Source organism: Rhizobium zaerense, assembly GCF_051810725.1.
Lineage (GTDB): Bacteria > Pseudomonadota > Alphaproteobacteria > Rhizobiales > Rhizobiaceae > Rhizobium > Rhizobium leguminosarum_I.
Window position 1 is genome coordinate 98,367 of the sequence record NZ_JBPWQY020000005.1, and the last position, 25,792, is coordinate 124,158.

Sequence of the window (25,792 nt, forward strand, 5' to 3'; positions counted from 1 at the left end):
ACTCGAGGCGGCGTCCGCGATTTATGGAGGCTACTTGCAGAGTGGCCGGCAAACAAGCCGCCACCATGCCCTCAGATATCGAGAAACACCGTTTCCTTCGGGCCCTGCAGGTAGATGTCGAAATGACAGGTCGCGCCGTCGCGGGTGGCGATCATCGTTGCGACGCGCTCGCGATGTTCGATGCGGGAAAGCAGCGGGTCGGCGGCATTGGCCTCCGTCTCCTCCGGAAAATACATGCGCGTATGCAGGCCGATATTGATGCCGCGGGCGACGATCCAGAAAGTGATGTGCGGGGCTTGTCTGCGGCCGTCCTTGAAGGGAACGCGGCCGGGCTTGACGGTCTCGAAGCTGTAGACGCCGTCTTCGGCACGGGTCGGGCAGCGGCCCCAGCCGGTGAAATTGGGATCGGCGGCGCCGCGCATTTCCGACGGGCTGTTGTAGAGGCCGGCGCTGTCGGCTTGCCAGATCTCGATGACCGCATCGCGCACCAATGCGCCGGCGCCGTCGAAGATCCGGCCGGTGACGGTGATACGCTCGCCGAGCGTCTTGTCGTTGACCATCCCGATGCCGAGATCGGTGTCGTAGACGCCCGAGATGTCGCAGAAATTCGGCGTCAGGCCGATATGGACATAGGGGCCTGCCGTCTGCGACGGAGTTTCCTTGAGATAGCCGAGCTGCTGCATGGTCAGTTGCCCTCCAATTTGTTTTCGAACATCGTCGAGCGGCGGCCGCGCAGCACAATGTCGAATTTATAGGCGCGTGAATCCATCGGGATGGTGTTGCCCCAGTCGAGCGGCGCGATCAGTTGCTCGATCGCCGCCTTGTCGGGGATCGTTCCGACGATCGGACATTTCCAGATCATCGGATCGCCCTCGAAATACATCTGGGTGATCAGGCGTTGGGCAAAACCATGCCCGAAGATCGAAAAATGGATATGGGCGGGACGCCAATCGTTGATGCCGTTCGGCCAGGGATAGGCGCCGGGACGGATGGTGCGGAAATGGTAGTGGCCGTCCTCGTCGGTGATGGCGCGGCCGCAGCCGCCGAAATTCGGGTCGATCGCCGCCAGATAGGTTTCCTTCTTGTGGCGATAGCGGCCGCCGGCATTGGCCTGCCAGAATTCGACCAAGGCGCCGGCGACCGGCCTGGCGCGCTCGTCGAGCACGCGGCCATGGACGATGATGCGTTCGCCGATGGCGCTTTCGCCGGGCTGCGCGTAGTTCAGGATCAGGTCGTTGTCGAGTTCGCCGATCATCGAATGGCCGAAGACCGGACCCGTGGTTTCGGAAATCGTGCCGTCGAGCGACAGCAGTGCGCGCTGTGGCGCGCGCAGCACGGAGGTCTTGTAGCCGGGGGTCAGCGCCGGCGCATGCCAGGCGCGGTCGCGGGCGAAGAAGCCGCCGGTCTCGGGCTTGCGGTTCGGTCGTTCGGACATGTTCCTCCCTCAGGCCGCCTTTTCGGCGTCCATCTGTTCAAAAGCCTGTTTTGCGATCTTGATCGCGTGATTGGCAGCGGGAACGCCGGCATAGATCGCCACATGCAGCAGCGCCTCGCAGATATCCTCGCGGGTCGCCCCCGTATTGGCGGTGGCGCGCACATGCATGGCAACCTCGTCGTCCTGGCCAAGCGCGGCAAGCAGAGCGATCGTGACGATCGAGCGCTCGCGCTTGGTCAGCGCCGGGCGCGACCAGACATGGCCCCAGGCGGCTTCGGTGATCAACTCCTGGAAAGGGCGGTCGAACTCCGTCGACGCGGTGGCGGCGCGGTCGACATGGGCGTCGCCGAGCACGGCGCGGCGGGTCGCCATGCCCTGCCGATAGCGCTCGGAGGAGGACGCGGTCTCATTCATGGGCTGACTTCTCCAGACGGAATGGATGTGAGGAAGGCGCGGATGATCGCCGTCAGCGCCTCCGGCTGCTCGACGCAGGGAATGTGCGCGCAATCAGGGATGACCTCGTAACGCGCGCCTGATATCAGCTTCGCGGTCGAAAGCACGAGATCGGGCGGCGTCGAGCCATCCTGGTCGCCGACGATGCAGATCGTCGGGACAGTGATCGTCCTTGCGATTTCGGTGAAATCGGCATCGCGGATCGCGGCGCAGGCGGCGAGATAGCCCTCGACGGACTGGCGCGTCAGCATGTTGCAATAGCCGGCATAGGCGGTGCTCTCTGGCCGCCGGAAGGCGGGCGTGAACCAACGTTCCATGATGGCGTCGACGATGCTTGCGATGCCGTTTTTTTCGACGGCGGCGATGCGGGCATTCCAGCTCTGCGCCGTGCCGATCTTGTGGGCGGTGTCGCAGAGGATGAGCGCGCGGATCAAGTCCGGCCGGCGGTGATAGAGCGACTGGGCAATGAGACCGCCGACCGACAGGCCGCAGATGACGGCATCCTTGACCGACAGCAGATCGAGAAGGCCAGCGAGATCCGTCGCATGGTCCTCGATCGATGAGGGAAGTTGGCCGACATCGGAAAGGCCGTGGCCGCGTTTGTCGTAAAGCACGATGGCGAATTCGCCGGCGAGCCGCACCACGACGTCGCGCCAGATGCGGAAATCCGTGCCCAGCGAATTGGTGAAGACGATCACCGGCCTGTCGGCAGGGGCACCGATGACCTGATAATGGATCGTCACGTCGTTTATGCGGGCGAACTGCACGTCACTCTCCTCCTCATCAAATCAGTTCAGCCGGAGGACCGGCATTTGGTTCAACTGACGGACGGCATTCCTGACTCAGGCGTCTGCGCCATGAATGGCTCCTCCCGCCTGCCTCACCCTCCGTCATGCTCGGGCTTGACCCGAGCAGCAGCGGGCATGGATCCTCGGGTCAAGCCCGAGGATGACGGAGAGTGGGGTTAGCCCTCTTGCCAAACTTGCCCCGGCCTATCGAGGCAAACCACATCCGGTGCTTCACTAAGCCTCCCTGGATTATAGAGGATTTCACAAAGAATGATGCGCGCTTCAAAATTTTAGAGTTCTCACCGCCCATCCAACGGGACAGGCAGCGTTCCGGCTGGGAAATTGAATGGTTGATCCGGTTAAGTAAAATGATATTTATTGGCGTTTCGATAACCATGGAGTTATGCGAGCGATGATCGACAGCCGGGTCAAGTTCCGCCATCTGCAAACCTTTGTCGAGGTAGCGCGGCAGAAGAGCGTCATGAAGGCCGCCGAATTGCTGCATGTCAGCCAGCCGGCGGTCACCAAGACGATCCGCGAACTGGAACAGGCGCTGGGCGTCGATGTTTTCGAGCGCGACGGCCGCGGCATCAAGATCACCCGCTACGGCGAGGTCTTCCTGCGGCACGCTGGCGCTGCGCTGACGGCGCTGCGACAGGGTCTCGATTCCGTCTCGCAGGAGCAGTTTTCCGATGCGCCGCCGATCCGGATCGGTGCGCTGCCGACGGTTTCATCGCGCATCATGCCGCGGGCGATGGAACTCTTCCTCAAGGAGAAGACCTGGAGCCGGGTGAAGATCGTCACCGGCGAGAACGCGGTGCTCTTGGAACAGCTTCGTGTCGGCGATCTCGATATCGTCGTCGGGCGCTTAGCAGGCGCCGAGAAGATGGCGGGTTTTTCCTTTGAGCATCTTTATTCCGAACAGGTGGTGTTTGCCGTGCGCGCCGGCCATCCGCTGCTCGACGGCAGGCAATCGCTCTTTGCCAGCTTCGGCAACTATACGGTGCTGATGCCGACGCGGGGTTCGATCATCCGGCCGGTAGTTGAAAATTTCCTCATCGTCAACGGCGTCTCCAGCCTGCCGAACCAGATCGAGACGGTGTCGGATCCGTTCGGCCGCGCTTTCCTCAGGGCAAGTGATGCGATCTGGATCATTTCCAACGGCGTGGTGGCCGCCGATGTCGCCGACGGGCGGCTGGCGCTTCTGCCGGTCGATACCGGCGAGACCAGGGGGCCGGTCGGGTTGACGATGCGCGCCGATGCCGTGCAGTCTCTGCCGCAATCGATCCTCATGCAGACGATCCGCGAGGCGGCTGGCGAGGTTTCCTGAGGTAACGGAGGTCGGACCGATGGAGAGTCAGAACAAGGATCTGGGCAGGCGGGCGACGGAAGCGACGGTGAAATTCGTCGTGGTGCTGGCGGTGATGATCTTCGTTGCCGCGGGCTCGCTGACTTATTGGCAGGGCTGGCTGTTCATTCTCAATTTTTGCGGCTGGATCATCGCGACGACGGCCTATTTCCTGAAGTATGACCGCGCTTTGCTGGAACAGCGGTTGCATGTCGGGCCGGGCGCGGAGCGGCTGCCGGCGCAAAAGCGTATTCAGCTTTTCAACAGTGTCGCGCTGATTGCGCTCTTCATCGGCTCGGCCCTCGATCATCGGTTCGGCTGGTCGGCCGTTCCGGTGCCGATGGTGATATTCGGTAATCTCCTGGTCGCGGCCGGTTTTTACGGCTGCTTCCTCGTCCTGCGTCAGAACAGCTTCGCCTCGGCGACAGTCGAGATCCAGAGGGGCCAACGGGTCATTTCCAGCGGGCTCTACAGCATCGTGCGCCATCCTATGTATGCGGCGGCGCTGGTGCTCTTCTCAGGCATGCCGCTATCGCTCGGCTCCTATTGGGGCCTGCTTGCCATCCCTCCTGCCTTTGGCGGACTTGCTGCGCGGCTGCTGGATGAGGAGAAACATCTGACCAGAGACCTGCCGGGTTACGCCGAATACCGCCGCAAGGTCCGCTACCGGCTGCTGCCGGGACTATGGTGACGGCTAAGCCGGCGGTCGGCAGGACCGGTCTTTAAATTTGCTTGATGTATGCCCAGATTTGGACTATGTCTAATTCAAGACAGGAGGCTCTTATGCAGCATGCACGACGGGAGCAGCGGAAGGGCCAGGGGCCACAGCGGCTGGAAATGGAGCGGTTTGCTCCGGCAAACCGCAGGAGGCTCAGCGCCCCGGCATTGCGAACCTTTCTGGCGATCGCCGATCTCTGGGGACTGACGGAAGAGCAGCGTCTGCTCGTGCTCGGTTATCCCTCTAGGTCGACCTACCACAATTGGGCCAAACAGGCGCGCGAGCACGGTGCCTTCACGCTCGATGTCGATACGCTAACCCGCATCTCGGCCGTGCTCGGCATCCATCAGGCGCTCGGCGTGCTGTTTTCCGATGAACGCGCCGGCGTCGCCTGGCTGCGCACACCGCATCAGGCGCTCGTTTTCAGCGGGCGTCCGCCGCTTGATGTCGCGACGAACGGAACCCAGGACGGGTTGATGACTGTCCGCCGCTTTCTCGATGGCGCGCGAGGCGGTCTCTATATGCAGCCGAATGCGCTCGACGAAGCGTTCACGCCCTACGAAGACGCGGACATCGTCTTCCGGTGAGGGATCGGTTTGCCCAGGCGCCACGTCCATCGTACCGCTTGATCCCTTCGCAGTTTCCGCCCATCGGGCTTTTTGAGACGGTGACGCGGGCGGCCGATCTCGAAGCCGTGATGGAGCTCGTCGGCTGGACCAACGACCGTCTGGTCGCCGACCGCATCCAACGGCTTCCCGAGGACCAATGGGTTTATGGCATTGCCAATGCCAGTATTGTGATGGCGGCATTCCTGCATGTCGCGCCGGGAGGAATGCGCTTCAACGGCCCGGATCTCGGCGCCTGGTATGCCGCCGACGATCTCAGAACCGCCGCCGCGGAGGTTGGCCATCATCTCAGGCGCGAAGCTTACGCGCGCAGCGTGGCGACGATGGCGCGCACCTATCGAAGCTATGCGGCCAATCTGATTGGTGATTACCTCGACATTCGCGGTGAAGAGAGTCTGCGGCCCGATGTTTATGACGCCACCAGCTATGCGGCGTCGCAGGTGCTGGGGGAAGAGGTCCGCTCGAGCGGCGGCGCCGGTATCCTCTATGACAGTGTCCGGCTTAAAGGCGGAGTGGCCATCGTCGCCCACCGGCCGCGCAATATTCAGGGCGTGGTGCAGGCCGACCACTTCGAAATCACCGTTTCGGCCACCGACCGACGCATCGATGTCAGGAAGCTTGCAGCCTGATGGCGGCAGCCGCGGGCCGGCACCGGGACAAGGGTGATGCTCAAACCGGCAGTCGTTCGGCCCATGTCTTCACCGCCGTCGCCATCGTAGCGAGGTGATCGGCACTGGAGAAACCGGAGATCGTCTTGCGCGGCTTGAGGTCGTGGTCGCCATCCTCGAGCCAGAGGATCTCGATCCTGTCGGACAGATCGTAGCCTGGCACCTCGTCCCGCGTGCCGAATTCGTCACGCGTTCCCTGGCAGATCAGGGCGGGCGTCGCCAGCCCTGTGAGATGGCCGGTGCGCAGCTTCTCCGGCTGGCCGGGCGGATGGAAGGGATAGCCGAGGCAGAGCAGGCCGGCGATCTTACCCCGACGATGAAGACCGTCGGCGATCATGCTGGCGACCCGGCCGCCCATCGACTTGCCGCCGATGATTAGAGGACCGCTGGCGCCGAGCTCGGCAATGGCCGCCTCGTATTCGGGATTGAGCGTTTCGGCCCGTGGCGGCGGCTTGCGGCCTTCCGAGGTGCGGCGGGCAGCCATATAGGCGAATTCGAAACGGGCCACACGGAAGCCGACGCCGGCGAGCGCATTTGCGGCTGCTGTCATCGATGCCGAATCCATCGGCGCGCCGGCGCCATGCGCAAGAAGGATGGTGAAGTGCGCATCCTGAGGGCCCTGCAGCAGAAACCTGTCAAGCATCGGTAAATCCTCCATCCCATCGCCGGAACCATGTCGACGGCCATGACTTCTTCCTGAAAAGGAGACTGACAATGTCGACGAATGATCAAAACGTAAAGCCCGAGCAGCGGCGACCCAAGGATGTCGGCGTCGTTCCTGAAAAGCCGGAGCCCGCCGACGCAGAATCGATGGCGCCGCCGGCGTTGCAGCCGGCTGGGGTCAGGGACAAAAGCGAACGACCTGTGGTCAATCCAATCACCGGGGTCGCCTCCTGATCGACTACGGTCGATTATAGTGTAGAACCGCTGAACAGCCTCTTGAAACCCCGGCGGGAAGGGTCCATATACCCGTCCTGCCTGAAAAATGGACGCGCGCGGTATCGACGTCGTCGAATTGTTCGTTGTCCGACAGGATAAGGGCGCTCCCCGCAAGGGTCGAGCGCCCTTTTTGCTTTGCAGCCCTTGCGCATACCGCCGCTTTCGTCTTGTCGTTTGACGGGCGAAGGGATTCCAGCGGCGGAGAAGCGAGGCCCCGTGAAGCGGATTAGTTAGAAAATACCGGCGAAGCAGACACGCCAGCCAAGCGGAGACGGCCGCACCTTTTTAGGCCGGGAAGGGGTTTCGCCACGCATCTAGTTGTTCAAGCCGTTCGTACCACGCCTGTATATGCCTGAACTCGGAAAGTGGAATCTCAGCAGAAGTCGCATAAGGAAGTGCAGCGGCCAATGCAAAATCTGCGATAGTCAGTGTCTTTCCGACAGCGACGATCTTCGTGGCCAAGTGGTCGTCGAGCACGCGAGCATGGAGTCGGAAGCTCGTCTTCGCATCTTCGATCACGGCGACGTCAGGCTCTCCGCCGAACAACGGCTTGATCAAGGTTTCAAACCACAGCGTTGCCCCATGCCGGGTGAAATGACTGGCGTCCCAGCTCAGCCACCGGAGGACGTCGATCTGCCGGTGGTCATGCGGCCAGAAATCCGAGGCAACGCTGTCAGACAACCGGCACATGATGGCATTCGCTTCCCACAAGGTTCCGCCATCATCCTGCAGCACAGGGACTTTCCCGTTCGGGTTAAGAGCCAGGAATTCAGTGGTGCGCTGTTCTCCGCTTGCCAGGTCAATCCTTATGAACTCGACGTCGGCTTTAAGAAAACGGGCAGCGGCGCAGGCCTTCCGAGGATTGAGCGTCTCGCAATAGTAAAGCTTCATCGCCGCCTTATTCATGGTCCGGCCTTTCGGATTCAGCCCCCAGAAAAACGCCAAGTCGCTCGAAGCTTTGCGACCAACCACCTTCATGACCCTCAAGTGACGATGCGCTTTCAAATCCACTTTGCCGAAACGTCATTTCCGTGCCTCCGTCGCTTTCCTTTAGCGCAATCGTGACCACCGTTTCCGGGCTCGTTTCGCCGGTTCCGATTTCCCAGGCATGTGTGAAGACAAGCCTGTGCGGAGGCTCGACCTCAAGGTATTTTCCGCTAACCCAGTGCTCCTCTCCATCTGGCGCTATCAGACAGGCGCGGTGTCTACCACCGGGCCAAACTTCAAGCTGGTCGCCCACCGCCTTGAAACCGTGAGGACCGCTCCATTGCGCTAGCGCTTTCGGGTCGGTCCATGCCCTGAAAACGAGATCGCATGGGGCATTGAACCTTCGTACAAAAACCAGATCGCGAGCATTGTCAGTATCAGTCTTCGGATTTGTCATCTTCGTATCCTTGTACCTTGGACAAATAGCCATCGAGACGATCGAAGCTCTGATCCCAGAAGCGTCTGTAATCGCCAATCCAATCAGAAATTTTCTTCAACGCGTCCGGCTGAAGTTCGCGGGGACGCGAAGTCGCTTCACGGCCGGAGCGGATCAATCCGGCCTGTTCCAGGACCTTGAGATGCTTTGAGATGGCAGGCTGAGACAACTCGAAGGGATCTGCGAGTTCGGCCACGGTCGCCTTGCCGTGAGCAAGCCGCTCAAGGATTGCTCTCCTTGTTGGGTCTGAGAGTGCGGAGAAAATCGCATCGAGGCTGCTATCCATATATCACCATGTAGCTATATAACCGGATAGATATATTGCTTATCGCGACGTGTCAAGGCAATCTTGCGCGACCGTTTCCCTGCAAACAGGTGCCCATGCTAACGCTGGCGATGCTGGGGCGGCTAGAGCGGCCATTAAGAAACGTTCTCCTTTCCATTATGCGGCCTCAGAAACGAGCTTCGGCATGCCAGCGAAGATCACGGAACGGTTCTTGCACGGTTACTAATATGTTTACTGTGGGGAGACCTAATGTCATGAAGTGGCGCACATCCGAAGAGTTTGCCCCTCTGATGCTCGTTGTGAGTGGGTCGGAAAAATACAAGCTTGTCGCAACCCTTTTCCAGGCTGCCGAGATGCTGACCGTTGGCTGGCCGATCGACGACGGAGAAGAATATCTTATAGCGATTAGAGCGTGCCGAAATGCAATTCATGGGGAAATTCCGGCTCAGGACGCGCGAGCAGCGCTTATCCGTGCCGCCGACGAAGCTGGCATTCCGGTGATCACCGTTCACTGAGTTTCGCAGCCGACGGTGAAATGAGTTCACGGGGCGGCGTCCTCTCGGAAGGGCGCAATGCGGATCATGAGCTGGTTCGATGGTCCGCATTTCGGAACGCGCGATCTTGATCGGCTGGACTTTGGCGATCCGGGCGCTGAGCCGGCCAAAGCGCGGGGCAAATATTTTCCGTCGGCTCTGTCGATTTTCGCATCGGCCGATCGTCCTTGTAATGATGTGCTGCGACCGCGGTCGTGGCTTCAGCACGTCCTTGGCGCGTCTGAGACGCGCGGCAATAGAAGGAGGATATCATCATGGATAATCAACATCTGGTGCCCGCCGCCGTGCTTGCGGCCAAGAACGGCGTCCGGTTTCCCAATGAGAGCGAGGTGTATCGCAGCGCCCGCGACGCGCTGCTGGCCGAAGAGATCGAATTGCGCCGGCACATCGAGCGCGTGGCAAGACAACGCCGAGCGCTGCCGCCGGGCGGCGAGGTGACGAAAGACTACCGCTTCCAAGGCAGCGATGGGCCGATCTCCTTTGCCGAGTTCTTCGCCGACAAGGATACGCTGATCGTCTACAGCTACATGTTCGGCCCGCAACGCGAGCGCCCGTGCCCGATGTGCACCTCGCTGCTGTCGGCCTGGGACGGCGAAGTGCCTGACATCCAGCAGCGCGCCGCCCTTGCCGTCGTCGCCCGCTCGCCGATCGAAAGGCTGCTCGCCTTCAAGAAGGAGCGCGGCTGGCATCATCTGCCGCTTTATTCCGACATGACGGACGACTACAGCCGCGACTATCACGCAATCGGCAGGGATGGCAGCGATGACGCCGCCTTCAACGTATTCACGCGGCGCGACGGCACCATCCGCCATTTCTGGAGCCAGGAGATGGGCGGTGTGACGGCCGATCCCGGTGAGGATCCGCGCGGCGCGCCCGACCTGATGCCGCTCTGGACCGTGCTCGATGCGACGCCCGAAGGTCGGGCACCGGACTGGTATCCGAAGCTGGCTTATTAAGATCAGCCGCGTCGTACGCCGTCAGCCGGTGGAGCGGTTTCTTGAGGCTTCGACCCATTCGATGCTGGTAACCGCGTCATCAGACAGCGGCGGCGGATCGATGTCGTAGACATAGCCGGAGAGCATGTCGGCGGCGCGTTCCGCCGCCTTGATCTTCGCCTCGGTTTCCGCGACCGCCTTGGAGATCGCTTCGATGCGGGCGCGGAACATGTGGGCGAGCACATCGCGGCCGGACTGCTTTTCCAGCCGTTCCAGATGCAGTCCGATGCGCGAGGCGTGGCGCTCCAGTTCGCTCTTGCTGAAACGCGCCTTTCGCAGTTCTTCGGAAAGACTGTCCTGCATGACGGCCACGGGATCGAAACTTCCGGGTGCGCGCTCGTCGAGCACTGCATCGGTGACGAGCTTCTCGATCATCATGAGCGCCTGCAATTCGGCCGCATCGGCGAATTCGACGTCGTAGCCGGTATCGTCGTAGACCTTGCGCCGGACCGGATCGAGAAGCAGCCCATAGGCTTTCTGCAGATGGGCAAAGGCTTCCGAATCGCCACCCGAATCGGGGTGGGCGACCTTCGCCAGGCGCCGATAGGCGGCCTTCAGCTGCGCCTCGTCCGCATCGCGTTCAACGCCGAGAATATCGTATGGATCCGTCACGCCTGCTCCCTTGCTCCCCGGCACGTTGCGGGCAGTCTAGGTCTTCTTCTGCATCAGAAGGGCGAAGTTTAGACCGAAACGACGAATGACGTCCATGGCCCGAGATGGCGATGGTTTATGCACACGCTTCGCCAAATCCTCGATTGCTTAATGTTTTCAGTATGTTGTTCGAAGATCAGCCTGTGGTGATCAAAGCGAGATAACATCTGGCTTCGCCATCGATTTCCAGCACGGTTGCAGCCGCGTCGTCGATCAGCAGCGCATCGCCGGCCGCAAGCGCGCCGGTCTCGCCGTCGCGGCGGAATGACAATGCGCCGCGATGGCAAAGCAACAGGCATGTCGAGGGCGGCAGCGGCACGGTTTTGCTGCCATCGACGTCGATGCGGATCAGCGTATGGCTAAACCCGTCACGGCGCGTCATCACGTTGAGATCGGTGATTGTTCCGTCCTCGAGCCTGGCGGCGACCGGGATATCCGCCGGGAAGGCCAGCGGATCGCTTGCCGTTGTCAGCAGCACCGAAGATCTGCCTTCCACATCGAGCACCATGCCGTTGCCATTAAGGATCGCCAGCGTCCGGTCGATGCCGGGAAAGATCGAAAACGGGCCGTCTTCTGCGACCGTCGCCATGCTGATGCGCCAGTCGAAGTCGTCGATCGAGGCGTCAGGTGGAAAGACGGCGATCTCCACCGTCTCTCCCTTGCCGTTTTTCCAGGGCATGCGTTTGTGATCGCCGGCGCGCAGGATCTTCACCGGGCTCAGTTCCCGAGAATGCCGGGCAAGCGCAGGCCCTTTTCCTTGGCGCAGTCGATGGCGATCTCGTAGCCGGCATCGGCGTGGCGCATGACGCCGGTCGCCGGATCGTTCCACAGCACGCGCTCGAGGCGTCTTGCGGCATCGTCCGTGCCATCGGCGCAGATGACCATGCCGGAATGCTGCGAGAAGCCCATGCCGACGCCGCCGCCGTGATGCAGCGACACCCAGGTGGCGCCCGATGCCGTGTTGAGCAGGGCATTGAGCAGCGGCCAGTCGGAAACGGCGTCAGAACCGTCCTTCATAGCTTCGGTCTCGCGGTTCGGCGAGGCGACGGAGCCGGAGTCCAGATGGTCGCGGCCGATGACGATCGGGGCGGAGAGTTCGCCTGTTCTCACCATCTCGTTGAAGGCGAGGCCGAGTTTGTGGCGGTCGCCAAGACCTACCCAGCAGATGCGTGCCGGCAGGCCTTGGAAGGCGATGCGCTCCCTGGCCATGTCGAGCCAGTTGTGCAGGTGCTTGTTGTCAGGCAGCAGCTCCTTCACCTTGGCATCCGTCTTGTAGATATCCTCCGGATCGCCGGAAAGAGCCGCCCAACGGAAGGGGCCGATGCCGCGGCAAAACAGCGGGCGGATATAGGCCGGCACGAAGCCCGGGAAGGCAAAGGCGTTTTCGAGGCCTTCGTCCTTGGCGACCTGGCGGATGTTGTTGCCGTAGTCGAGTGTCGGCACGCCGGCGTTCCAGAAGGCGATCATCGCTTCGACATGCTCGCGCATCGAGGCGCGCGCCGCTTTTTCCACCGCCTTCGGATCACTTTCGCGCTTTGCCTTCCACTCACCCATCGTCCAGCCTTTCGGCAGGTAGCCGTTGATCGGGTCGTGGGCCGAGGTCTGGTCGGTGACGATATCGGGGCGGATGCCGCGACGGACCATCTCCGGCAGGATTTCGGCAGCATTGCCGAGGAGGCCGACGGACTTTGCCTCGCCGGCCTTGGTCCAGCGGTCGATCATCTCAAGCGCTTCATCCAGCGTCTCTGCCTTGGCGTCGACATAGCGGGTGCGCAGGCGGAAATCGATCGAATCGGGATTGCATTCAACGGCCAGGCAGCAGGCGCCGGCCATGACGGCGGCGAGCGGCTGGGCGCCGCCCATGCCGCCGAGGCCGCCGGTCAGGATCCATTTGCCCTTGAGATTGCCGCCGTAATGCTGGCGGCCGGCCTCGACGAAGGTCTCGTAGGTGCCCTGCACGATGCCCTGCGTGCCGATATAGATCCACGAGCCGGCCGTCATCTGGCCGTACATGGCAAGGCCCTTCTTATCCAGTTCGTTGAAATGATCCCAGGTCGCCCAGTGCGGCACGAGGTTGGAGTTGGCGATCAGCACCCGCGGCGCATCCTTGTGGGTGCGGAAGACGCCGACCGGCTTGCCGGACTGCACGAGTAGCGTTTCTTCTTCCGTCAGCGTCTTCAGCGTCGCGACAATGCGGTCGAAATCCTCCCAGGTGCGGGCGGCGCGGCCGATGCCGCCATAAACGACGAGTTCGTTCGGATTTTCGGCAACGTCAGGGTCGAGATTGTTCATCAGCATGCGCAGCGGCGCTTCGGTCATCCAGCTCTTGGCATTGAGATCGTTGCCGCGGGGCGCGCGGATTTCGCGGATATTGTGGCGTGGATTGTTCATGGCGGTTCCCCTGTTCTCAGGTTTCGGGCGTCAGCGTTTCAGGTCGGGCGCGATCTGTTCGATGCGCACCAGAATGTTTTTGAGATGGACGCGGAGTCTGTCTGCTTTGGCGGCATTGTAGGCGAAGGGCGCCGCCTCGGTCTGGAGATGGGTCGATTGCGCAAGCTCCATCTGGATCGCGTGCACACCGGTATCGGGCTGACCATAGTGGCGTGTCGTCCAGCCGCCCTTGAAACGACCGTTGAGCACACTGTCGTAACCTTCGGCGGCTTCGACGACGGTGAGCGTCGCCTGCTCGATGGCGCTGTCGCACGTCTTGCCCATGTCGGTGCCGATATTGAAATCCGGCAACTTGCCTTCGAAGAGGAAGGGAATGTGGGAGCGGATCGAGTGGCAGTCGTAGAGAATTGCGACGCCATGGATTGCTCTCACGCGCTCGATCTCGGCGGCAAGTGCCGCATGATAGGGGGCATGAAAGTCCCGCAGCCGCGCCGCGACGTCAGCTTCGTCAGGCGCCTGCCCATCCCTCCAGATCGCCTTGCCGTCGAAATCCGTCTGGGGAATAAGGCCGGTGGTGTTTTGGCCGGGATAGAGGCTGACGCCGGCCGGATCGCGATTGGCGTCGATCACATAGCGGTGGAAGGTGGCGCGCACGGTCGTGACATTGTCGAGCAGCCCGTCATAGAGCCGATGGATGTGCCAGTCGGTGTCGGCCAGCATCCTGCCGTTGTCGTTGAGGCGGTCGGCAATCTCAGCCGGCACGTTGGTGCCGGTATGGGGGAAACCGAGGATGACGGGGGAGGTGCCCCGATGGATTTCGTATGGTGCGGTCATGGCAAAAACCCCTCCCCAACCCCTCCCCACAAGGGGGAGGGGCTAGAGCCAGCCGCACGCTCTGCGTTCAAGATTGAATGCAGCCGGGGCCGCAGGTTAAGCCCCTCCCCCTTGTGGGGAGGGGTTGGGGAGGGGACTTTTTCCATCATCATCTCAACCTTCCAAAACCGGCAGAATGCCATCCGAAACGGCGGCGTTCAGCGCGCCCGTCGCCACCAGTTCGGCCGCCGCGGCGAGGTCATTGGCCATATAGCGGTCGCTGTCGAGGCTCGGCACCTTGCTGCGGATTGCGGCGATGGCCTTCGAAAGTTCCGGGCTGGTCGATAGCGGTGCGCGCAGTTCGACGCCTTGGGCGGCGGTCAGCGCCTCGATGCCGATGATGCCGAACAGGTTCTCGGTCATGCCAAGCAGGCGGCGGGCACCATGGCAGGCCATGGAGACATGGTCTTCCTGGTTGGCCGATGTCGGCGTCGAATCGACCGAGGCCGGGTGCGACATCTGCTTGTTTTCCGACATCAGCGCCGCAGACGTCACCTCGGCGATCATCAGGCCGGAGTTCAAGCCCGGCTTCTTGGCGAGGAAGGCCGGCAGGCCGTAGGAAAGGGTCGGATCGACCAGCAGCGCGATGCGGCGCTGCGAAATCGCGCCGATCTCGCAGACGGCAAGTGCGATCTGGTCGGCGGCGAAGGCCACGGGTTCGGCGTGGAAATTGCCGCCGGAGACGACGGAATTGTCCGACAGCACCAGCGGATTGTCGGTGACCGCATTAGCCTCGATTTCAAGCGTGCGGGCAACCGAGCGCAGCAGATCGAGGCAGGCGCCGTCGACCTGCGGCTGGCAGCGAATGCAATAGGGATCCTGCACACGCTCATCGCCCTCGATGTGGCTTTGGCGAATGATGGAGTTTTCGAGCAGGGCGCGAAGCGCGGCAGCCGTGTCGATCTGACCCTTGTGGCCACGCAATGTGTGAATATCCGGATGAAAGGGCGCCGAAGAGCCCATGGCGGCATCGGTGGACATCGCGCCGGTGATGAGCGCTGCCTGTGCCGCACGATGGGCGCGGAAGAGGCCGGCAAGCGCCAGCGCCGTCGAGGTCTGGGTGCCGTTGATCAGCGCCAGGCCCTCCTTGGCGGCGAGCACGACCGGTCTGAGGCCGGCCCTTTCGAGGGCTTGCGCGCCTGAGAGGCGTTCGCCGGCGAAGAAGGCTTCGGCCTCGCCCATCATCACCGCCGCCATATGGGCAAGGGGCGCAAGATCGCCGGAGGCGCCGACCGAGCCCTTTTCCGGGATCAGCGGGATGACGCCCTTATCCAGCATGCCTTCGATCAGCCGCACCAGCTCCAGCCGCACGCCGGAGGCGCCGCGCCCGAGCGAGACCAGTTTCAGCGCCATGATCAGCCGCACGATATTCTTAGGCAGTGGCGCGCCGACGCCGCAGCAATGCGACAGGATGAGATTGCGCTGCAAGGTGGTCACATCGGCGCTGTCGATCTTGATCGAGGCGAGTTTGCCGAAGCCGGTATTGATACCGTAGACCGGCGCATTGCCGGCGGCGATCTCGGCGATACGGGCAGCGGCCTTGGTGATGCCGGCATCGAAGGCGGGATCGAGCCTTGCCGGTGCGCCCGTCCAGTAGATGGTTTCCAAATCTTTGAGCGAGACGGAGCCCGGGTGGAGCGTGATGGTCATCGACCGTTCCTTTCGCCCTTGAAGACGCGTGTGTGAAGCGGATTGAAGCCGATGCGGTAGACGAGCTCGGCGAGGCTTTCGATATTCCATATGGCGAGATCGGCGAATTTGCCGGGTTCGAGCGTTCCCGTCTTGTCGAGCAGACCGAGCGCGCGGGCGCCTTCGCGGGTGGCGCCGGCGATGCATTCCTCGACGGTGAGGCCGAAAAGCGTGGCCGCCATGTTCATGGTGAGCAGCATCGAGGTGAGCGGCGAGGTGCCGGGATTGCAATCGGTGGCAATCGCAATCGGCACACCTGCCCGCCGCAACGCCTCTACCGGCGGCTTCTGCTTTTCATGGATAGCGTAGAAGGCGCCGGGCAGCAGCACGGCGACGGTGCCGGCTGCGGCCATCGCCGCAACGCCATCTTCGTCGAGATATTCGAGATGATCGGCCGATAGCGCGCCGTATGACGCGGCGAGCCTGGCGCCGCCAAGATTGGAGAGCTGCTCGGCATGCAGCTTGACCGGTAGGCCGAGCGCCTTCGCCTTGTCGAAGACGCGGGCGATCTCGGCCGTGGAAAAGGCGATGCCCTCGCAGAAGCCGTCGACCGCATCGGCAAGACCGAGATTGTGCATGTCGTCGAGACCGGGCAGGACGACATCATCGAGATAATCACCGTTGCGACCCTTATATTCCACCGGCGTCGCATGGGCGCCGAGATAGCTGGTGGCGACGCGGACCGGTCTGATATGGCCGAGCAGGCGGGCGCTCTGCAGCATCTTCACTTCGCCGGTTCGGTTCAGCCCATAACCGGACTTGACCTCGATCGTCGTCACACCTTCGGCAAGCAGCGTATCGAGCCGCGGCAGAGCCTCGGCGACGAGCTCTTCGACCGACAGCGCGTTGGTCGCCTTCACCGAGGAGACGATGCCGCCGCCGGCGCGGGCGACCTCCTCATAGGTGGCGCCTGCAAGGCGCATTTCGAACTCGCGGGCGCGGTTCCCGCCGTGGACGATATGGGTGTGGCAGTCGACGAGGCCGGGCGTCACCCAGCGGCCTTCGAGATCGACGATTTCGGAGTGTTCGATGGCCGATGCCGGCAGGTCGCTTTCGGCGCCGGCAAAGGCGATGCGGCCATTTTCGGTCAGCACGGCGCCCTTTTCGACGATGCCGAGTCCTTCTTTACCAGGCGTAAGCGTGGCCAGCCGCGCATTGCGCCAAAGCGCCGGACGGGGGTCGGCGGATGAGGTTTCCTCTGAAAAATTGTTCCCGGGCATCAGCTTTGCGCCTTTCCTTATGCCAATAACATGTATATACATAATCGGCGGGTGACAAGAGAAATTTTGCGCGCTTTTCTGGAAAAGAAAGATCGGCGACGCGGCAAAAGGAGAGGGAAGGCCATGACCACACTTCACGCAGGCACGGCGCTGACGCCGCAAGGCTGGCATAAAGATGTGCGGCTGATGCTTGAAGCCGGGCGCATCGCGCGGGTCGAAATCGGGACTTCTCCGGGACCGAGCGATGAATGCCACGCTCTCCTCGTTCCCGCCATGGCGAACCTGCACAGCCATGCCTTCCAGCGGGCGATGGCCGGCCTTGCCGAAGTGCGCGGCCCGGCCAATGACAGCTTCTGGAGCTGGCGCACGGTCATGTACAAGTTTGCCCTGGCGATGACGCCGGAGCATGTCGAAGCGGTCGCGGCCAAGCTTTATGCGGAAATGCTGGAGGCCGGGTTTTCCCGCGTCGGCGAGTTCCACTATCTTCACCATGACAGGGACGGCAGCACTTACGCCAATATCGCCGAGCTTGCCGAACGCATCGGCGCGGCAAGCGAAGAGACCGGTATCGGCCTGACGTTGCTGCCGGTCTTCTATGCTCATTCCGGCTTCGGCGGAGCTGCCCCCATCGATGGTCAGCGGCGTTTCATCAATTCGCTCGAAAGCTTCGAAAGGCTGATGGAGGGATGCCGGGCAGTCACTGGCCGGCTCGACGGCGCCGAGCTCGGGCTGGCGCCGCACAGCCTGCGCGCGGCGACACCGGACGAGCTTATAAAGCTCGTGCCGATGGCCGGCGACGGTCCCATCCATATCCATGTCGCCGAGCAGGTGAAGGAGGTCGAGGACTGCGTCGCCTGGTCCGGCGCGCGGCCTGTGGAATGGCTGCTCGATCATGCGCCTGTGGATGAGCGCTGGTGCCTGATCCATGCAACGCACATGACCGAGGACGAAACGCGGCGGATGGCGAAAAGCGGTGCGATCGCTGGCCTCTGCCCGATCACCGAAGCCAATCTCGGCGACGGTGCCTTTGCCGCGCCGCTTTTCCTCGAAGACGGCGGGCTTTACGGCATCGGCTCGGATTCCAACGTGCTGATCTCCGTGCCGGAGGAACTGCGCCAGCTCGAATATTCGCAGCGCCTGGCGCTTCGCGCTCGCAACGTCGTGGCTGCACCCGGTGGTTCGACGGCGCTTTCGCTGTTCACACATGCACTGGCCGGTGGTGGCGCCGCGCTAAAGGCGCCGGCCGGGCTCGCCGTGGGCCATTCCGCCGATATCGTTTCGCTCGATACGACGGCCGTTCCTTATCTCGCAGGCGACCAGATCCTCGACCATTGGGTGTTTGCCGGCGGCGTCGCCGTCGATTGCGTCTGGGCGCATGGCCGCAAGCAAGTGGAGGGTGGACGCCATCTCAGGCGCGATGCCATCGACCGGCGTTTCCTGGCGGTCATGAGCGAATTGCTGAGCGCCTGAGAAAGAGCTTTTCCTGTCCGGCCATTCGAATTAGAGCAATTCCAGCAAAAATGTGTAGTGGTCTTTCGTCTGGATTTTAGTAAAAACAAAGAGATAACGGGAGACCAGTCGGAACGTGGCGATGAACCAAAGCAGGGATCCCACCTTGCATCAGCGCATCCTCAGCGACATCGAGGGCCGTATCGTCTCGGGCGATTGGCCGCCGGGGTACCGCATTCCCTTCGAAGTCGATCTCGCCATGCAGTATGACTGCTCGCGCATGACGGTGAACAAGGTGCTGACCCAGCTCGCAAAGGCCGGCCTGATCGAGCGCCGCAAGAAGTCCGGCAGCTTCGTCACCCAGCCGAAGGCGCAATCGGCTGTTCTCGAAATCCACGACATCAAGGCCGAGGTGCAGTCGCTGAACCTGCCCTATTCCTATGCGGTATCGAAGAAGACGAGCCGTAAGGCCAAGGCGGAAGACAGCCGAAGGCTGGAGCTGCCGGTGGCGTCCTCTGTCGTCGAGGTCGTCTGCATCCACAATGCCGGCATGCGGCCCTTTTGCCTGGAGGAGCGGCTGATCAGCCTTGCGACGGTGCCGGAGGCCGCCAATGCCGATTTCCTGACGATGGCGCCGGGGCCATGGTTGCTCAACCAGGTGCCGTGGAGCACGGCCGAACACCGGATCCACGCCGTCTCCGCCAATGCAGAAGTGGCAGCCGTCCTCGACATAGCGCGCAATACCGCCTGCCTCGTCGTCGAACGCCGCACCTGGAGCGGCGCCGGCCCGGTGACGCATGTGCGTTTCACCTATCCGGGCGATCGTCATGCATTGGTGGCGCGTTTCACGCCAGCATCACAATAAGTCGCCCATGTTCCATATACAACGTGAGCAGTGTTTTCATTCCTCGAACATCTTGCCGCTGCGCGCTTCCAGCCGGTAGCGGTGGCCAGGATAGACGAGGCGAGCGGTCGAGACCACCTGCTTTGCCGACCAGGTACGCCGGCGGATCGTCAGGCACGGTTCGGTCTTCATGATGGTCAGCAGCTTGCATTCCCAGGCCTGTGGCATCGCCGCTTCGACAACGTGCTCGGAGCCGCTGAGCGGGGCTGCGGCCGTCAGATAAGCGTTCGGCGTCAGCGTCGAAAAATCCTGGTCGAGATATTCAGGGGCGGCCTCCGGATGGACGAAACGGTCCTCGATCTGCACGGGAACACCGTTTTCGCTGTGGACGATCAGCGAGTGGAAAACCGCAGCACCGATCGGCAGTTCGAGCGCGTCGGCAATCTCCGGAGAGGCGGTTTCCTGGGCGAGAACAATGACGGAGGCCTCATGGGTATGACCGCGTTCGGCAATTTCCTCGGCGATGTTGCGGACCTCGAACAGCGCCGAATAGCCCTTGCGCTCGGCAACGAAGGAGCCGACGCCCTGGATGCGGATGAGTTCGCCCTCGTTGGCAAGTTCGCGCAGCGCCCGGTTGGCAGTCATCTTGCTGACGCCGAGCTCGACCACCAGTTCGTTTTCCGAGGGCACGCGATATTTCGGCGGCCACTCGCCGCTGTGGATGCGGTCGAGGATCACCTGCTTGACGCCGGCATAGAGAGGGGTGCTATCATTCTGCGCCAGTTCGCGCTTCATCTCGCCGGGACGCTTCATTGCCTATTCCTTTTGCACAAATGGAATTCGCCACATAATTCGACTTTCCCCTTGCATATCACAAAATATCTCATATGGTACCATATACAACCTCCCAATCGGTCCTTGAAACAGAAATAGGACAGGAAAGGGCAAGCCGGCGAAGATCGGCCGTGGTGCCGCAAGGTCTGTTTCAACTCCAGAGGAGAATTCACAAATGAAATTCAGCGCAATCCTGCTTTGTGGCGTGGCGGCTTTTTCCGCCTTCGCCGCGCCTGCCTTTTCCAAAGACTGGACGAAGGCGACCATCACACTCGAAGGCGCCTATGCGCCCTGGAACCTCACCAATGCCGACGGCACGCTCGGCGGCTTCGAACCGGAACTCGCCAAGGTGCTGTGCGAACGCGCCAAGATCGAATGCACGCTGGTCGCCTCCGATTGGGACGGCATGATCCCGGCGCTCAACGCCGGCAAGTTTGACGTCATCATGGATGCGCTGTCGATCACCGAGGAGCGCAAGCAGGTCATCGACTTCACCATTCCCTATGCCGCCACGCCTGCCGCCTTTGCCACCGCCAAGGACAGCCCGCTGGCAAAGGCCGCCGGCACCGGCACCACGATCAAGATGACGCCCGGCCAGACCGGCGTGAAGGAGATCGACGCGCTGAAGGCGGCCTTCAAGGGAAAGACGATCGGCATTCAGGCGGCGACCGTTTACGCCAAGTTCGTCTATGACAATTTCGGCGATATTGCCGAGATCCGCGAATACAAGACCGGTGCCGACCGCGACCTCGACCTACAGAACGGCCGCATCGACCTCGGCTTCGATGACGCCGTCTATTTCGCCAATGCCTTTGCGTCCGCCAACGGCGCACTCGACTTCACCGGTCCCGAGATCGCCGGTTCGATCTGGGGCGAGGGCGAAGGCCTGGGTGTCCGCAAGGCGGATACGGACCTGCGCGACAAGTTCAGCGAAGCAATCAAGTCCGCACTTGCCGACGGCACCGTCAAGAACCTCTCGATGAAGTGGTTCAAGGTCGACGTCAGCCCGCAATAAGCATTTCGGCCTTTCGGCCGCAAACGCCGGTCTCCGGCTTTATCGCCGGAGACCGCATGCACGAACAGGATGATTTTTGGCCCGGTCGGCCTAAAACTGAATCCTGTTCTAAATAAAGAGTTAGAGCATGATGTCATCCGAAAACCGCTGGTACTTTTCGGCATCATGCTCTGGTATTGTCAATCCGCAAAACACTGCCACGGACGGGGAACGGACGATATGGCAAGCTTGGAACTTCTCGGCTTCGGCTCGACCGGATGGGGCGCGCTGCTCGTTGCCGCCGCCTTGATGACGCTGGCTGTCACGGCGACGGCACTGGCGATCGGCGCGGTGCTGGGCGCGATCGTCGCGGCCGCGAAACTCTCCGGCAATCTTGTCCTTGTCACGCTCGGCAATGTCTACACGACCGTGTTTCGCGGCGTGCCGGAACTGCTGATCATCTATCTCATCTATTTCGGCGGTTCGTCGGCCGTCACCTCGATCGGCCAGTCGTTGGGTTACGAAGGGTTCCTCGGCTTGCCTTCCTTTGTCGCCGGCGCGCTAGCCGTCGGCATCATCTCCGGCGCCTACCAGGCGGAGGTGTTTCGCGGCTCTTTTCTTGCCATCTCCAAGGGCGAGCTTGAGGCCGCCTCGGCGATCGGCATGCATCGCGGCATGCGCCTTCGCCGCATCATCATGCCGCAGGTGTTTCGCCTCGCCATCCCCGGCCTCGGTAACGTCTGGCAGCTCAGTCTCAAGGATTCGGCGCTGATCTCCGTCACCGGTCTTGCCGAGCTGATGCGCACCAGCCAGGTGGCGGCGGGCTCGACCCGGCAATATTTCCTGTTCTTCATCGCCGGCGGCTGCCTCTATCTCATCCTGACCAGCCTTTCGGACCGCATCTTCAACGGGGCGGAGCGCCGCGCCAATCGCAGCATGCCGGCATCCGCCATGGGCCAGGCGTAAGGAGGCGACAATGGATTTCACCTTCATCGCCTCGACCATGGTCACTCTGCTCAAGGCCGTGCCGACGACGCTCATCCTGTTTTCCCTGTCGATCGTCTCCGGCGGCCTGCTGGCGCTTGTCATCGTCTGGATGCGGACCAGTGGCAACAAAGTGCTTTCGGGCTTTGCCAAAGGCTATATCTTCGTCTTCCGCGGCTCGCCGCTTTTGATCCAGATGTTCCTGGTATTCTACGGCCTCGGCCAGTTCGGCTTCATCCGCTATTCCTTCCTGTGGCCGTTCCTGCGTGAGCCGATGGTCTGCGCCGTACTGTCGCTGGCGCTCTGCACCGCCGGCTACTCGGCGGAGATCTTCCGTGGCGGCATTCGTGCCGTCTCGCCGAAGGAGATCGAAGCGGCGCGCTCGATCGGCATGTCCGGCTTCCTGCTGGTGCGCCGTATCCTGGCGCCGATCGCCTTCCGCCACGCGCTGCCGGCCTATTCCACCGAGATCGTGCTGATGATGAAGTCGACGGCGCTCGCAAGCCTCGTCACCGTCTGGGAGGTCACCGGCGTGGCGCAGCGGCTGATCTCGCAGACCTACCGCACAATGGAAGTCTTTCTCTGTGCGGCGATCATCTATCTCGTCCTCAACTTCATCATCCTGCAGGGCATGGCCTTGCTCGAATATTCGCTCTCCCGACACCGCCGCGCGGCCCCGCAGCCGCTGAAAGCGTAGTAGCTTTTGACCCGATTGGAGCACCCATGCCAGGCGTAACCCGACTATCGGTCCGCAATATCCGCAAGAGCTTCGGTACGCACGAGGTCTTGCGCGGCATTTCCCTCGATGCGGAAGACGGCGATGTGATCTCGCTGCTGGGGGCCTCCGGCTCCGGCAAGTCGACGTTTCTGCGCTGTATCAACATGCTCGAAACCGCCAGCGACGGCGAGATCTGGGTCGACGGCGAGGAGGTCCGCATGGTGCACAAGGGCGGGCGAAGCAAGCCGGCCAGCCAGAAGCAGGTGGACCATATCCGCTCTGAACTCGGCATGGTGTTCCAGTCCTTCAATCTCTGGTCCCACATGACGATCCTGCAGAACGTCATCGAAGGGCCGATCCATGTGCTGAAGCGCCCGCGCGCCGACTGCATCGCCGAGGCCGAAGCCCTGCTCGAAAAGGTCGGCATATCAGATAAGCGCCATGCCTATCCGGCCCATCTCTCCGGCGGCCAGCAGCAGCGTGCCGCAATCGCCCGTGCGCTGGCGATGAAGCCGAAGGTGATGCTCTTCGACGAACCGACCTCGGCGCTCGATCCGGAGCTTGTCGGCGAAGTGCTGCGCGTCATGCGTGCGCTGGCCGAGGAGGGGATGACCATGCTCGTCGTCACCCATGAGATGAGCTTTGCCCGCAACGTCTCGAACCGCGTCGTCTTCATGCGCGAAGGGCTGATCGAAAGCAGCGGCAAGCCCGACGAAATGTTCACCGGCGGCGCCACACCCGCCTTTCGCCAATTCATCGGCCATTTCGGAAGCGGTCAATGACAATCGCCATCGAGTCCGTGTTGACCTGGCGCGATGTCGCCCGCGTCGGGGCAGGGGAAGCGCTGGCGCTGTCGCCGGCCGCCTCGGCCCGCGTCGAGCAGGCAAGCCGCATCGTTGCGCGCATCGTCGAGACAGGCGTGCGCGCCTACGGCGTCAACACCGGCGTCGGGGCACTGGCGGATACGGTGGTCGATCGTGCCTCGCAGAGCCTGTTGTCGCGCAGCATCGTGCTCAGCCATGCCTGCGGCGTCGGGCCATCGCTGGCCGCCCGCGAGGTGCGCGCCATCATCGCCACACAGATTGCCAATTTCGCCCATGGTCATTCCGGCGTGCGGGACGAGATCGTCCAGCATCTTGCGGCCATGCTGGAACATGATTGTATTCCCGACGTGCCCTCCAAGGGCTCTGCCGGTTACCTCGTCCACAATGCCCATATCGCCCTTGTTTTGATCGGCGAAGGCAGCGCTCACCTGGACGGCCGGCGCATGAGCGGTCGCGAGGCGCTCGCCGCGATCGGCCTCGAACCACTGGTGCTTGGCGCCAAGGAAGGCTTGAGCCTTGTCAACGGAACGGCCTGCGCCACCGGCCTGACCGCTGTGGCGCTTTCCCGCGCCGAACGGCTGCTCGACTGGGCCGATGCGATCTCAGCACTGACGCTGGAAGCGGCTGGCTGCCAGATTGCCGCCTTCGACGCGGCGGTGCTGGCGCTGCGCCCATCGGCGGGAATCGAGAAAGTCGGAGCGAGCCTGCGCGCGCGGCTTCAAGGCAGCGGTCTTGTCGCCGCCGCCTTCGGCCGGCGCACGCAGGATGCGCTCAGCCTTCGTGCGGTGCCGCATGCGCATGGGGCCGCCCGCGACGTCTTCGACAATTCCGCCCGCGTCGTCAATCAGGAACTTGCTTCGGTGACGGACAATCCGGCGGTCTCAGGCACGCCGGAACATCCGATCGTCTCCTCCGAGGCCCATGCCGTTGCCCCGGCACTCGGGCAGGCGGCCGATAGCCTGGCGATTGCGCTGGCACAGATCGGCGCGATCAGCGAACGGCGCATGGACCGGCTCGTTAATCCGCTGGTGAGCGGTCTGCCGCCCTTTTTGGCGAGCGATGCCGGCAGCCATTCCGGCTTCATGATTGCCCAATATACCGCAGCCGCACTGAGCAACGAGAACCGCCGCCTTGCCGCACCCGCGGCCATGGACGGCGGGCTGACCTCCGGCCTGCAGGAGGATTTCCTCGCGCATCCGACGGCTGCCGCCGGCAAGCTGCTCGCCGTCATTGACAACGCCGAATATATCCTGGCGATCGAGCTGATGGCTGCTGCCCAGGCGCATGATTTCCTGGCAGCGACGGCGCCGCGGGCGGCAGGCACGGACCTGGTCTATAAGGCAGTGCGGGAACATGTTTCCCATTATGGCGACGAGCGCCCGCTCAACAGCGATATCGAAGCCGTGCGCAGCCTGATCCGTGATACCGCGCCGCCGCCGATTGGTTGAACCGAAGACCGCTGTCAGAACGGCTTGCTGGTTTCGGAATTCCGCTTGGGCCTTTCGCCGGCCTCGAGACGTTTGAGGCACTGGAGATAAGTCGGGTAGAGTTGATCGACCCGCGAGAGCGGAAGCGTCCAGTCGCCTTCGTCGCCGGCAAAGGTAAGCTGCACGTCAGGTGTTCCGGCAAAGGAATTCTTGATGATCTTCTTCAGTCCGCCGCTCCCCTTGCTGGCCGGACCCCAGAGGCGAAGCGTGTACTTGTCGAAGTATTCGGCGGCGACCACTTTCGTCACTGTCCGGTTGGTCAGCGTCACCTCGGTCTTGGTATTGGCCAGAATGTCCCACGTGTTCTTTGAAACCAGCCAGAACGTCTCGGTCGCGTTCTGGCGGAATTCCATGGTCTTGCCGATCTCGCTGTCCCACAGCAGGCGGCAATAGGGATGTGGGCCCTCATTCGCAAAGCCGACCGACCATTGTCTCGCCCCGCCCATCCATTCGGTCTCGCCGAAGGCGCAGACCGGCTGCACGATGGCCGCCATCAAAACCATAGCCGCGAGAATTTTCATCGCCAACATCATCTCCAACACAATCGGCTCTAGCGATAGCAAAAGAAGGTTGAGCTTTTGCTACTACAGCCGCCGCGCGC

The 25,792-nt window shown here is 62.2% G+C and carries 30 protein-coding genes; 14 read left to right on the forward strand and 16 right to left on the reverse strand.

Annotated elements, in window-relative coordinates; genetic code table 11:
- Window positions 1-71: 71 nt before the first annotated feature.
- From pcaG to pcaD, 4 genes are read right to left on the reverse strand one after another with little or no spacing between them, the layout of a single operon-like run.
- Window positions 72-683 (reverse strand): protocatechuate 3,4-dioxygenase subunit alpha, encoded by a 612-nt coding sequence (gene pcaG / locus ACS4RR_RS31325; protein WP_222280207.1) that lies wholly within the window; start codon window positions 681-683, stop codon window positions 72-74.
- Between the two features lie 2 nt (window positions 684-685).
- The gene (gene pcaH, locus ACS4RR_RS31330; RefSeq protein WP_018071487.1) at window positions 686-1,435 is read right to left on the reverse strand and encodes a protocatechuate 3,4-dioxygenase subunit beta; all 750 of its coding nucleotides are present in this window, start codon (window positions 1,433-1,435) and stop codon (window positions 686-688) included.
- A 9-nt stretch (window positions 1,436-1,444) separates the two neighbouring features.
- Entirely contained in the window at window positions 1,445-1,849 is a 405-nt protein-coding gene (gene pcaC / locus ACS4RR_RS31335; protein WP_017968245.1) for a 4-carboxymuconolactone decarboxylase, read from the reverse strand.
- Window positions 1,846-2,655, reverse strand: a complete 810-nt coding sequence (gene pcaD / locus ACS4RR_RS31340) for a 3-oxoadipate enol-lactonase (RefSeq protein WP_222313927.1) — start codon at window positions 2,653-2,655, stop codon at window positions 1,846-1,848. The genes pcaC and pcaD overlap by 4 nt, the downstream gene beginning before the upstream one ends.
- A gap of 433 nt (window positions 2,656-3,088) precedes the next feature.
- Between pcaD and pcaQ the strand changes: the two genes are divergently transcribed.
- The 4 genes from pcaQ to ACS4RR_RS31360 all read left to right on the forward strand — a co-directional run bounded on the left by pcaQ (window position 3,089) and on the right by ACS4RR_RS31360 (window position 5,997).
- The gene (gene pcaQ, locus ACS4RR_RS31345; RefSeq protein ID WP_456190682.1) at window positions 3,089-4,006 is read left to right on the forward strand and encodes a pca operon transcription factor PcaQ; all 918 of its coding nucleotides are present in this window, start codon (window positions 3,089-3,091) and stop codon (window positions 4,004-4,006) included.
- 19 nt (window positions 4,007-4,025) lie between these two features.
- On the forward strand, window positions 4,026-4,715 hold the full coding sequence (locus tag ACS4RR_RS31350; protein ID WP_456190683.1) for a methyltransferase family protein: 690 nt from the start codon (window positions 4,026-4,028) through the stop codon (window positions 4,713-4,715).
- A 92-nt stretch (window positions 4,716-4,807) separates the two neighbouring features.
- Window positions 4,808-5,329, forward strand: coding sequence for an MbcA/ParS/Xre antitoxin family protein (locus ACS4RR_RS31355; protein WP_222386881.1), 522 nt, complete (start codon window positions 4,808-4,810; stop codon window positions 5,327-5,329).
- Complete coding sequence (locus ACS4RR_RS31360) at window positions 5,326-5,997, forward strand: RES family NAD+ phosphorylase (RefSeq protein ID WP_017968250.1); 672 nt, start codon at window positions 5,326-5,328, stop codon at window positions 5,995-5,997. The genes ACS4RR_RS31355 and ACS4RR_RS31360 overlap by 4 nt, the downstream gene beginning before the upstream one ends.
- Before the next feature lie 40 nt (window positions 5,998-6,037).
- On the opposite strand, the gene ACS4RR_RS31365 is transcribed toward ACS4RR_RS31360, so the two are convergent.
- The gene (locus ACS4RR_RS31365; RefSeq protein WP_170260548.1) at window positions 6,038-6,679 is read right to left on the reverse strand and encodes an alpha/beta hydrolase family protein; all 642 of its coding nucleotides are present in this window, start codon (window positions 6,677-6,679) and stop codon (window positions 6,038-6,040) included.
- Between the two features lie 71 nt (window positions 6,680-6,750).
- On the opposite strand from ACS4RR_RS31365, the gene ACS4RR_RS31370 reads away from it, so the two are divergent.
- A complete protein-coding gene (locus ACS4RR_RS31370) occupies window positions 6,751-6,933 on the forward strand; it encodes a hypothetical protein (protein WP_222386882.1) in 183 nt (60 codons plus the stop codon).
- 327 nt (window positions 6,934-7,260) lie between these two features.
- Here the strand turns inward: ACS4RR_RS31370 and ACS4RR_RS31375 are convergent, their stop codons facing one another.
- From ACS4RR_RS31375 to ACS4RR_RS31385, 3 genes are read right to left on the reverse strand one after another with little or no spacing between them, the layout of a single operon-like run.
- Entirely contained in the window at window positions 7,261-7,881 is a 621-nt protein-coding gene (locus ACS4RR_RS31375; protein WP_260111949.1) for a glutathione S-transferase family protein, read from the reverse strand.
- Window positions 7,874-8,359, reverse strand: coding sequence for an SRPBCC family protein (locus tag ACS4RR_RS31380; protein WP_017968254.1), 486 nt, complete (start codon window positions 8,357-8,359; stop codon window positions 7,874-7,876). The genes ACS4RR_RS31375 and ACS4RR_RS31380 overlap by 8 nt, the downstream gene beginning before the upstream one ends.
- Window positions 8,340-8,684, reverse strand: a complete 345-nt coding sequence (locus tag ACS4RR_RS31385) for an ArsR/SmtB family transcription factor (protein ID WP_260111950.1) — start codon at window positions 8,682-8,684, stop codon at window positions 8,340-8,342. Before ACS4RR_RS31385 ends, ACS4RR_RS31380 begins: the two co-directional genes overlap by 20 nt.
- Window positions 8,685-8,938: 254 nt before the next feature.
- Between ACS4RR_RS31385 and ACS4RR_RS31390 the strand changes: the two genes are divergently transcribed.
- Window positions 8,939-9,199, forward strand: a complete 261-nt coding sequence (locus tag ACS4RR_RS31390; protein WP_017968256.1) for a DUF982 domain-containing protein — start codon at window positions 8,939-8,941, stop codon at window positions 9,197-9,199.
- Window positions 9,200-9,492: 293 nt separating this feature from the next.
- Window positions 9,493-10,194, forward strand: coding sequence for a DUF899 family protein (locus tag ACS4RR_RS31395; RefSeq protein WP_260111951.1), 702 nt, complete (start codon window positions 9,493-9,495; stop codon window positions 10,192-10,194).
- Between the two features lie 21 nt (window positions 10,195-10,215).
- Here the strand turns inward: ACS4RR_RS31395 and ACS4RR_RS31400 are convergent, their stop codons facing one another.
- The 6 genes from ACS4RR_RS31400 to hutI form a co-directional block, all read right to left on the reverse strand.
- Window positions 10,216-10,845 (reverse strand): J domain-containing protein, encoded by a 630-nt coding sequence (locus tag ACS4RR_RS31400; protein ID WP_456190684.1) that lies wholly within the window; start codon window positions 10,843-10,845, stop codon window positions 10,216-10,218.
- Window positions 10,846-11,020: 175 nt separating this feature from the next.
- Window positions 11,021-11,596, reverse strand: coding sequence for a HutD/Ves family protein (locus ACS4RR_RS31405; protein ID WP_222386885.1), 576 nt, complete (start codon window positions 11,594-11,596; stop codon window positions 11,021-11,023).
- A gap of 5 nt (window positions 11,597-11,601) precedes the next feature.
- On the reverse strand, window positions 11,602-13,275 hold the full coding sequence (hutU, locus tag ACS4RR_RS31410) for a urocanate hydratase (protein ID WP_260111952.1): 1,674 nt from the start codon (window positions 13,273-13,275) through the stop codon (window positions 11,602-11,604).
- A 30-nt stretch (window positions 13,276-13,305) separates the two neighbouring features.
- Window positions 13,306-14,109, reverse strand: coding sequence for an N-formylglutamate deformylase (gene hutG / locus ACS4RR_RS31415; protein ID WP_456190685.1), 804 nt, complete (start codon window positions 14,107-14,109; stop codon window positions 13,306-13,308).
- Window positions 14,110-14,262: 153 nt separating this feature from the next.
- Window positions 14,263-15,798, reverse strand: a complete 1,536-nt coding sequence (gene hutH / locus ACS4RR_RS31420; protein WP_260111954.1) for a histidine ammonia-lyase — start codon at window positions 15,796-15,798, stop codon at window positions 14,263-14,265.
- Window positions 15,795-17,057 carry an imidazolonepropionase gene (hutI, locus tag ACS4RR_RS31425; RefSeq protein WP_260111955.1) on the reverse strand — a complete coding sequence of 421 codons (1,263 nt, stop codon included), beginning with the start codon at window positions 17,055-17,057 and terminating at the stop codon, window positions 15,795-15,797. Before hutI ends, hutH begins: the two co-directional genes overlap by 4 nt.
- A 123-nt stretch (window positions 17,058-17,180) precedes the next feature.
- On the opposite strand from hutI, the gene ACS4RR_RS31430 reads away from it, so the two are divergent.
- The gene (locus ACS4RR_RS31430) at window positions 17,181-18,527 is read left to right on the forward strand and encodes a formimidoylglutamate deiminase (RefSeq protein ID WP_456190686.1); all 1,347 of its coding nucleotides are present in this window, start codon (window positions 17,181-17,183) and stop codon (window positions 18,525-18,527) included.
- Between the two features lie 121 nt (window positions 18,528-18,648).
- Window positions 18,649-19,371, forward strand: a complete 723-nt coding sequence (hutC, locus tag ACS4RR_RS31435; RefSeq protein ID WP_162115229.1) for a histidine utilization transcriptional repressor HutC — start codon at window positions 18,649-18,651, stop codon at window positions 19,369-19,371.
- A 36-nt stretch (window positions 19,372-19,407) separates the two neighbouring features.
- On the opposite strand, the gene hutC (ACS4RR_RS31440) is transcribed toward hutC (ACS4RR_RS31435), so the two are convergent.
- A complete protein-coding gene (hutC, locus tag ACS4RR_RS31440) occupies window positions 19,408-20,163 on the reverse strand; it encodes a histidine utilization transcriptional repressor HutC (protein WP_162115230.1) in 756 nt (251 codons plus the stop codon).
- 196 nt (window positions 20,164-20,359) lie between these two features.
- On the opposite strand from hutC (ACS4RR_RS31440), the gene ACS4RR_RS31445 reads away from it, so the two are divergent.
- From ACS4RR_RS31445 to ACS4RR_RS31465, 5 genes are all read left to right on the forward strand, one after another.
- Window positions 20,360-21,199 carry a transporter substrate-binding domain-containing protein gene (locus ACS4RR_RS31445; RefSeq protein WP_017968268.1) on the forward strand — a complete coding sequence of 280 codons (840 nt, stop codon included), beginning with the start codon at window positions 20,360-20,362 and terminating at the stop codon, window positions 21,197-21,199.
- A gap of 219 nt (window positions 21,200-21,418) precedes the next feature.
- Complete coding sequence (locus ACS4RR_RS31450; protein ID WP_017968269.1) at window positions 21,419-22,144, forward strand: ABC transporter permease; 726 nt, start codon at window positions 21,419-21,421, stop codon at window positions 22,142-22,144.
- A gap of 10 nt (window positions 22,145-22,154) precedes the next feature.
- Window positions 22,155-22,859 (forward strand): ABC transporter permease, encoded by a 705-nt coding sequence (locus tag ACS4RR_RS31455; RefSeq protein WP_222386893.1) that lies wholly within the window; start codon window positions 22,155-22,157, stop codon window positions 22,857-22,859.
- Between the two features lie 26 nt (window positions 22,860-22,885).
- On the forward strand, window positions 22,886-23,662 hold the full coding sequence (locus ACS4RR_RS31460) for an ABC transporter ATP-binding protein (RefSeq protein WP_017968271.1): 777 nt from the start codon (window positions 22,886-22,888) through the stop codon (window positions 23,660-23,662).
- Complete coding sequence (locus tag ACS4RR_RS31465; RefSeq protein WP_456190687.1) at window positions 23,659-25,152, forward strand: HAL/PAL/TAL family ammonia-lyase; 1,494 nt, start codon at window positions 23,659-23,661, stop codon at window positions 25,150-25,152. Before ACS4RR_RS31460 ends, ACS4RR_RS31465 begins: the two co-directional genes overlap by 4 nt.
- A gap of 14 nt (window positions 25,153-25,166) precedes the next feature.
- On the opposite strand, the gene ACS4RR_RS31470 is transcribed toward ACS4RR_RS31465, so the two are convergent.
- A complete protein-coding gene (locus ACS4RR_RS31470) occupies window positions 25,167-25,712 on the reverse strand; it encodes a hypothetical protein (protein WP_260111958.1) in 546 nt (181 codons plus the stop codon).
- Window positions 25,713-25,792 lie beyond the last annotated feature (80 nt).

What these genes read in the sequence shown, in the direction of transcription:
- pcaG (WP_222280207.1), bottom strand. Translation starts at nt 683, where the DNA reads ATGCAGCAGCTCGGCTATCTCAAGGAAACTCCGTCGCAGACGGCAGGC.
- pcaH (WP_018071487.1), bottom strand. Translation starts at nt 1,435, where the DNA reads ATGTCCGAACGACCGAACCGCAAGCCCGAGACCGGCGGCTTCTTCGCC.
- pcaC (WP_017968245.1), bottom strand. Translation starts at nt 1,849, where the DNA reads ATGAATGAGACCGCGTCCTCCTCCGAGCGCTATCGGCAGGGCATGGCG.
- pcaQ (WP_456190682.1), top strand. Translation starts at nt 3,089, where the DNA reads ATGATCGACAGCCGGGTCAAGTTCCGCCATCTGCAAACCTTTGTCGAG.
- ACS4RR_RS31350 (WP_456190683.1), top strand. Translation starts at nt 4,026, where the DNA reads ATGGAGAGTCAGAACAAGGATCTGGGCAGGCGGGCGACGGAAGCGACG.
- ACS4RR_RS31355 (WP_222386881.1), top strand. Translation starts at nt 4,808, where the DNA reads ATGCAGCATGCACGACGGGAGCAGCGGAAGGGCCAGGGGCCACAGCGG.
- ACS4RR_RS31365 (WP_170260548.1), bottom strand. Translation starts at nt 6,679, where the DNA reads ATGCTTGACAGGTTTCTGCTGCAGGGCCCTCAGGATGCGCACTTCACC.
- ACS4RR_RS31370 (WP_222386882.1), top strand. Translation starts at nt 6,751, where the DNA reads ATGTCGACGAATGATCAAAACGTAAAGCCCGAGCAGCGGCGACCCAAG.
- ACS4RR_RS31375 (WP_260111949.1), bottom strand. Translation starts at nt 7,881, where the DNA reads ATGAATAAGGCGGCGATGAAGCTTTACTATTGCGAGACGCTCAATCCT.
- ACS4RR_RS31380 (WP_017968254.1), bottom strand. Translation starts at nt 8,359, where the DNA reads ATGACAAATCCGAAGACTGATACTGACAATGCTCGCGATCTGGTTTTT.
- ACS4RR_RS31385 (WP_260111950.1), bottom strand. Translation starts at nt 8,684, where the DNA reads ATGGATAGCAGCCTCGATGCGATTTTCTCCGCACTCTCAGACCCAACA.
- ACS4RR_RS31390 (WP_017968256.1), top strand. Translation starts at nt 8,939, where the DNA reads ATGAAGTGGCGCACATCCGAAGAGTTTGCCCCTCTGATGCTCGTTGTG.
- ACS4RR_RS31395 (WP_260111951.1), top strand. Translation starts at nt 9,493, where the DNA reads ATGGATAATCAACATCTGGTGCCCGCCGCCGTGCTTGCGGCCAAGAAC.
- hutU (WP_260111952.1), bottom strand. Translation starts at nt 13,275, where the DNA reads ATGAACAATCCACGCCACAATATCCGCGAAATCCGCGCGCCCCGCGGC.
- hutG (WP_456190685.1), bottom strand. Translation starts at nt 14,109, where the DNA reads ATGACCGCACCATACGAAATCCATCGGGGCACCTCCCCCGTCATCCTC.
- hutH (WP_260111954.1), bottom strand. Translation starts at nt 15,798, where the DNA reads ATGACCATCACGCTCCACCCGGGCTCCGTCTCGCTCAAAGATTTGGAA.
- hutI (WP_260111955.1), bottom strand. Translation starts at nt 17,057, where the DNA reads ATGCCCGGGAACAATTTTTCAGAGGAAACCTCATCCGCCGACCCCCGT.
- ACS4RR_RS31430 (WP_456190686.1), top strand. Translation starts at nt 17,181, where the DNA reads ATGACCACACTTCACGCAGGCACGGCGCTGACGCCGCAAGGCTGGCAT.
- hutC (WP_162115229.1), top strand. Translation starts at nt 18,649, where the DNA reads ATGAACCAAAGCAGGGATCCCACCTTGCATCAGCGCATCCTCAGCGAC.
- hutC (WP_162115230.1), bottom strand. Translation starts at nt 20,163, where the DNA reads ATGAAGCGTCCCGGCGAGATGAAGCGCGAACTGGCGCAGAATGATAGC.
- ACS4RR_RS31445 (WP_017968268.1), top strand. Translation starts at nt 20,360, where the DNA reads ATGAAATTCAGCGCAATCCTGCTTTGTGGCGTGGCGGCTTTTTCCGCC.
- ACS4RR_RS31450 (WP_017968269.1), top strand. Translation starts at nt 21,419, where the DNA reads ATGGCAAGCTTGGAACTTCTCGGCTTCGGCTCGACCGGATGGGGCGCG.
- ACS4RR_RS31455 (WP_222386893.1), top strand. Translation starts at nt 22,155, where the DNA reads ATGGATTTCACCTTCATCGCCTCGACCATGGTCACTCTGCTCAAGGCC.
- ACS4RR_RS31460 (WP_017968271.1), top strand. Translation starts at nt 22,886, where the DNA reads ATGCCAGGCGTAACCCGACTATCGGTCCGCAATATCCGCAAGAGCTTC.
- ACS4RR_RS31465 (WP_456190687.1), top strand. Translation starts at nt 23,659, where the DNA reads ATGACAATCGCCATCGAGTCCGTGTTGACCTGGCGCGATGTCGCCCGC.
- ACS4RR_RS31470 (WP_260111958.1), bottom strand. Translation starts at nt 25,712, where the DNA reads ATGAAAATTCTCGCGGCTATGGTTTTGATGGCGGCCATCGTGCAGCCG.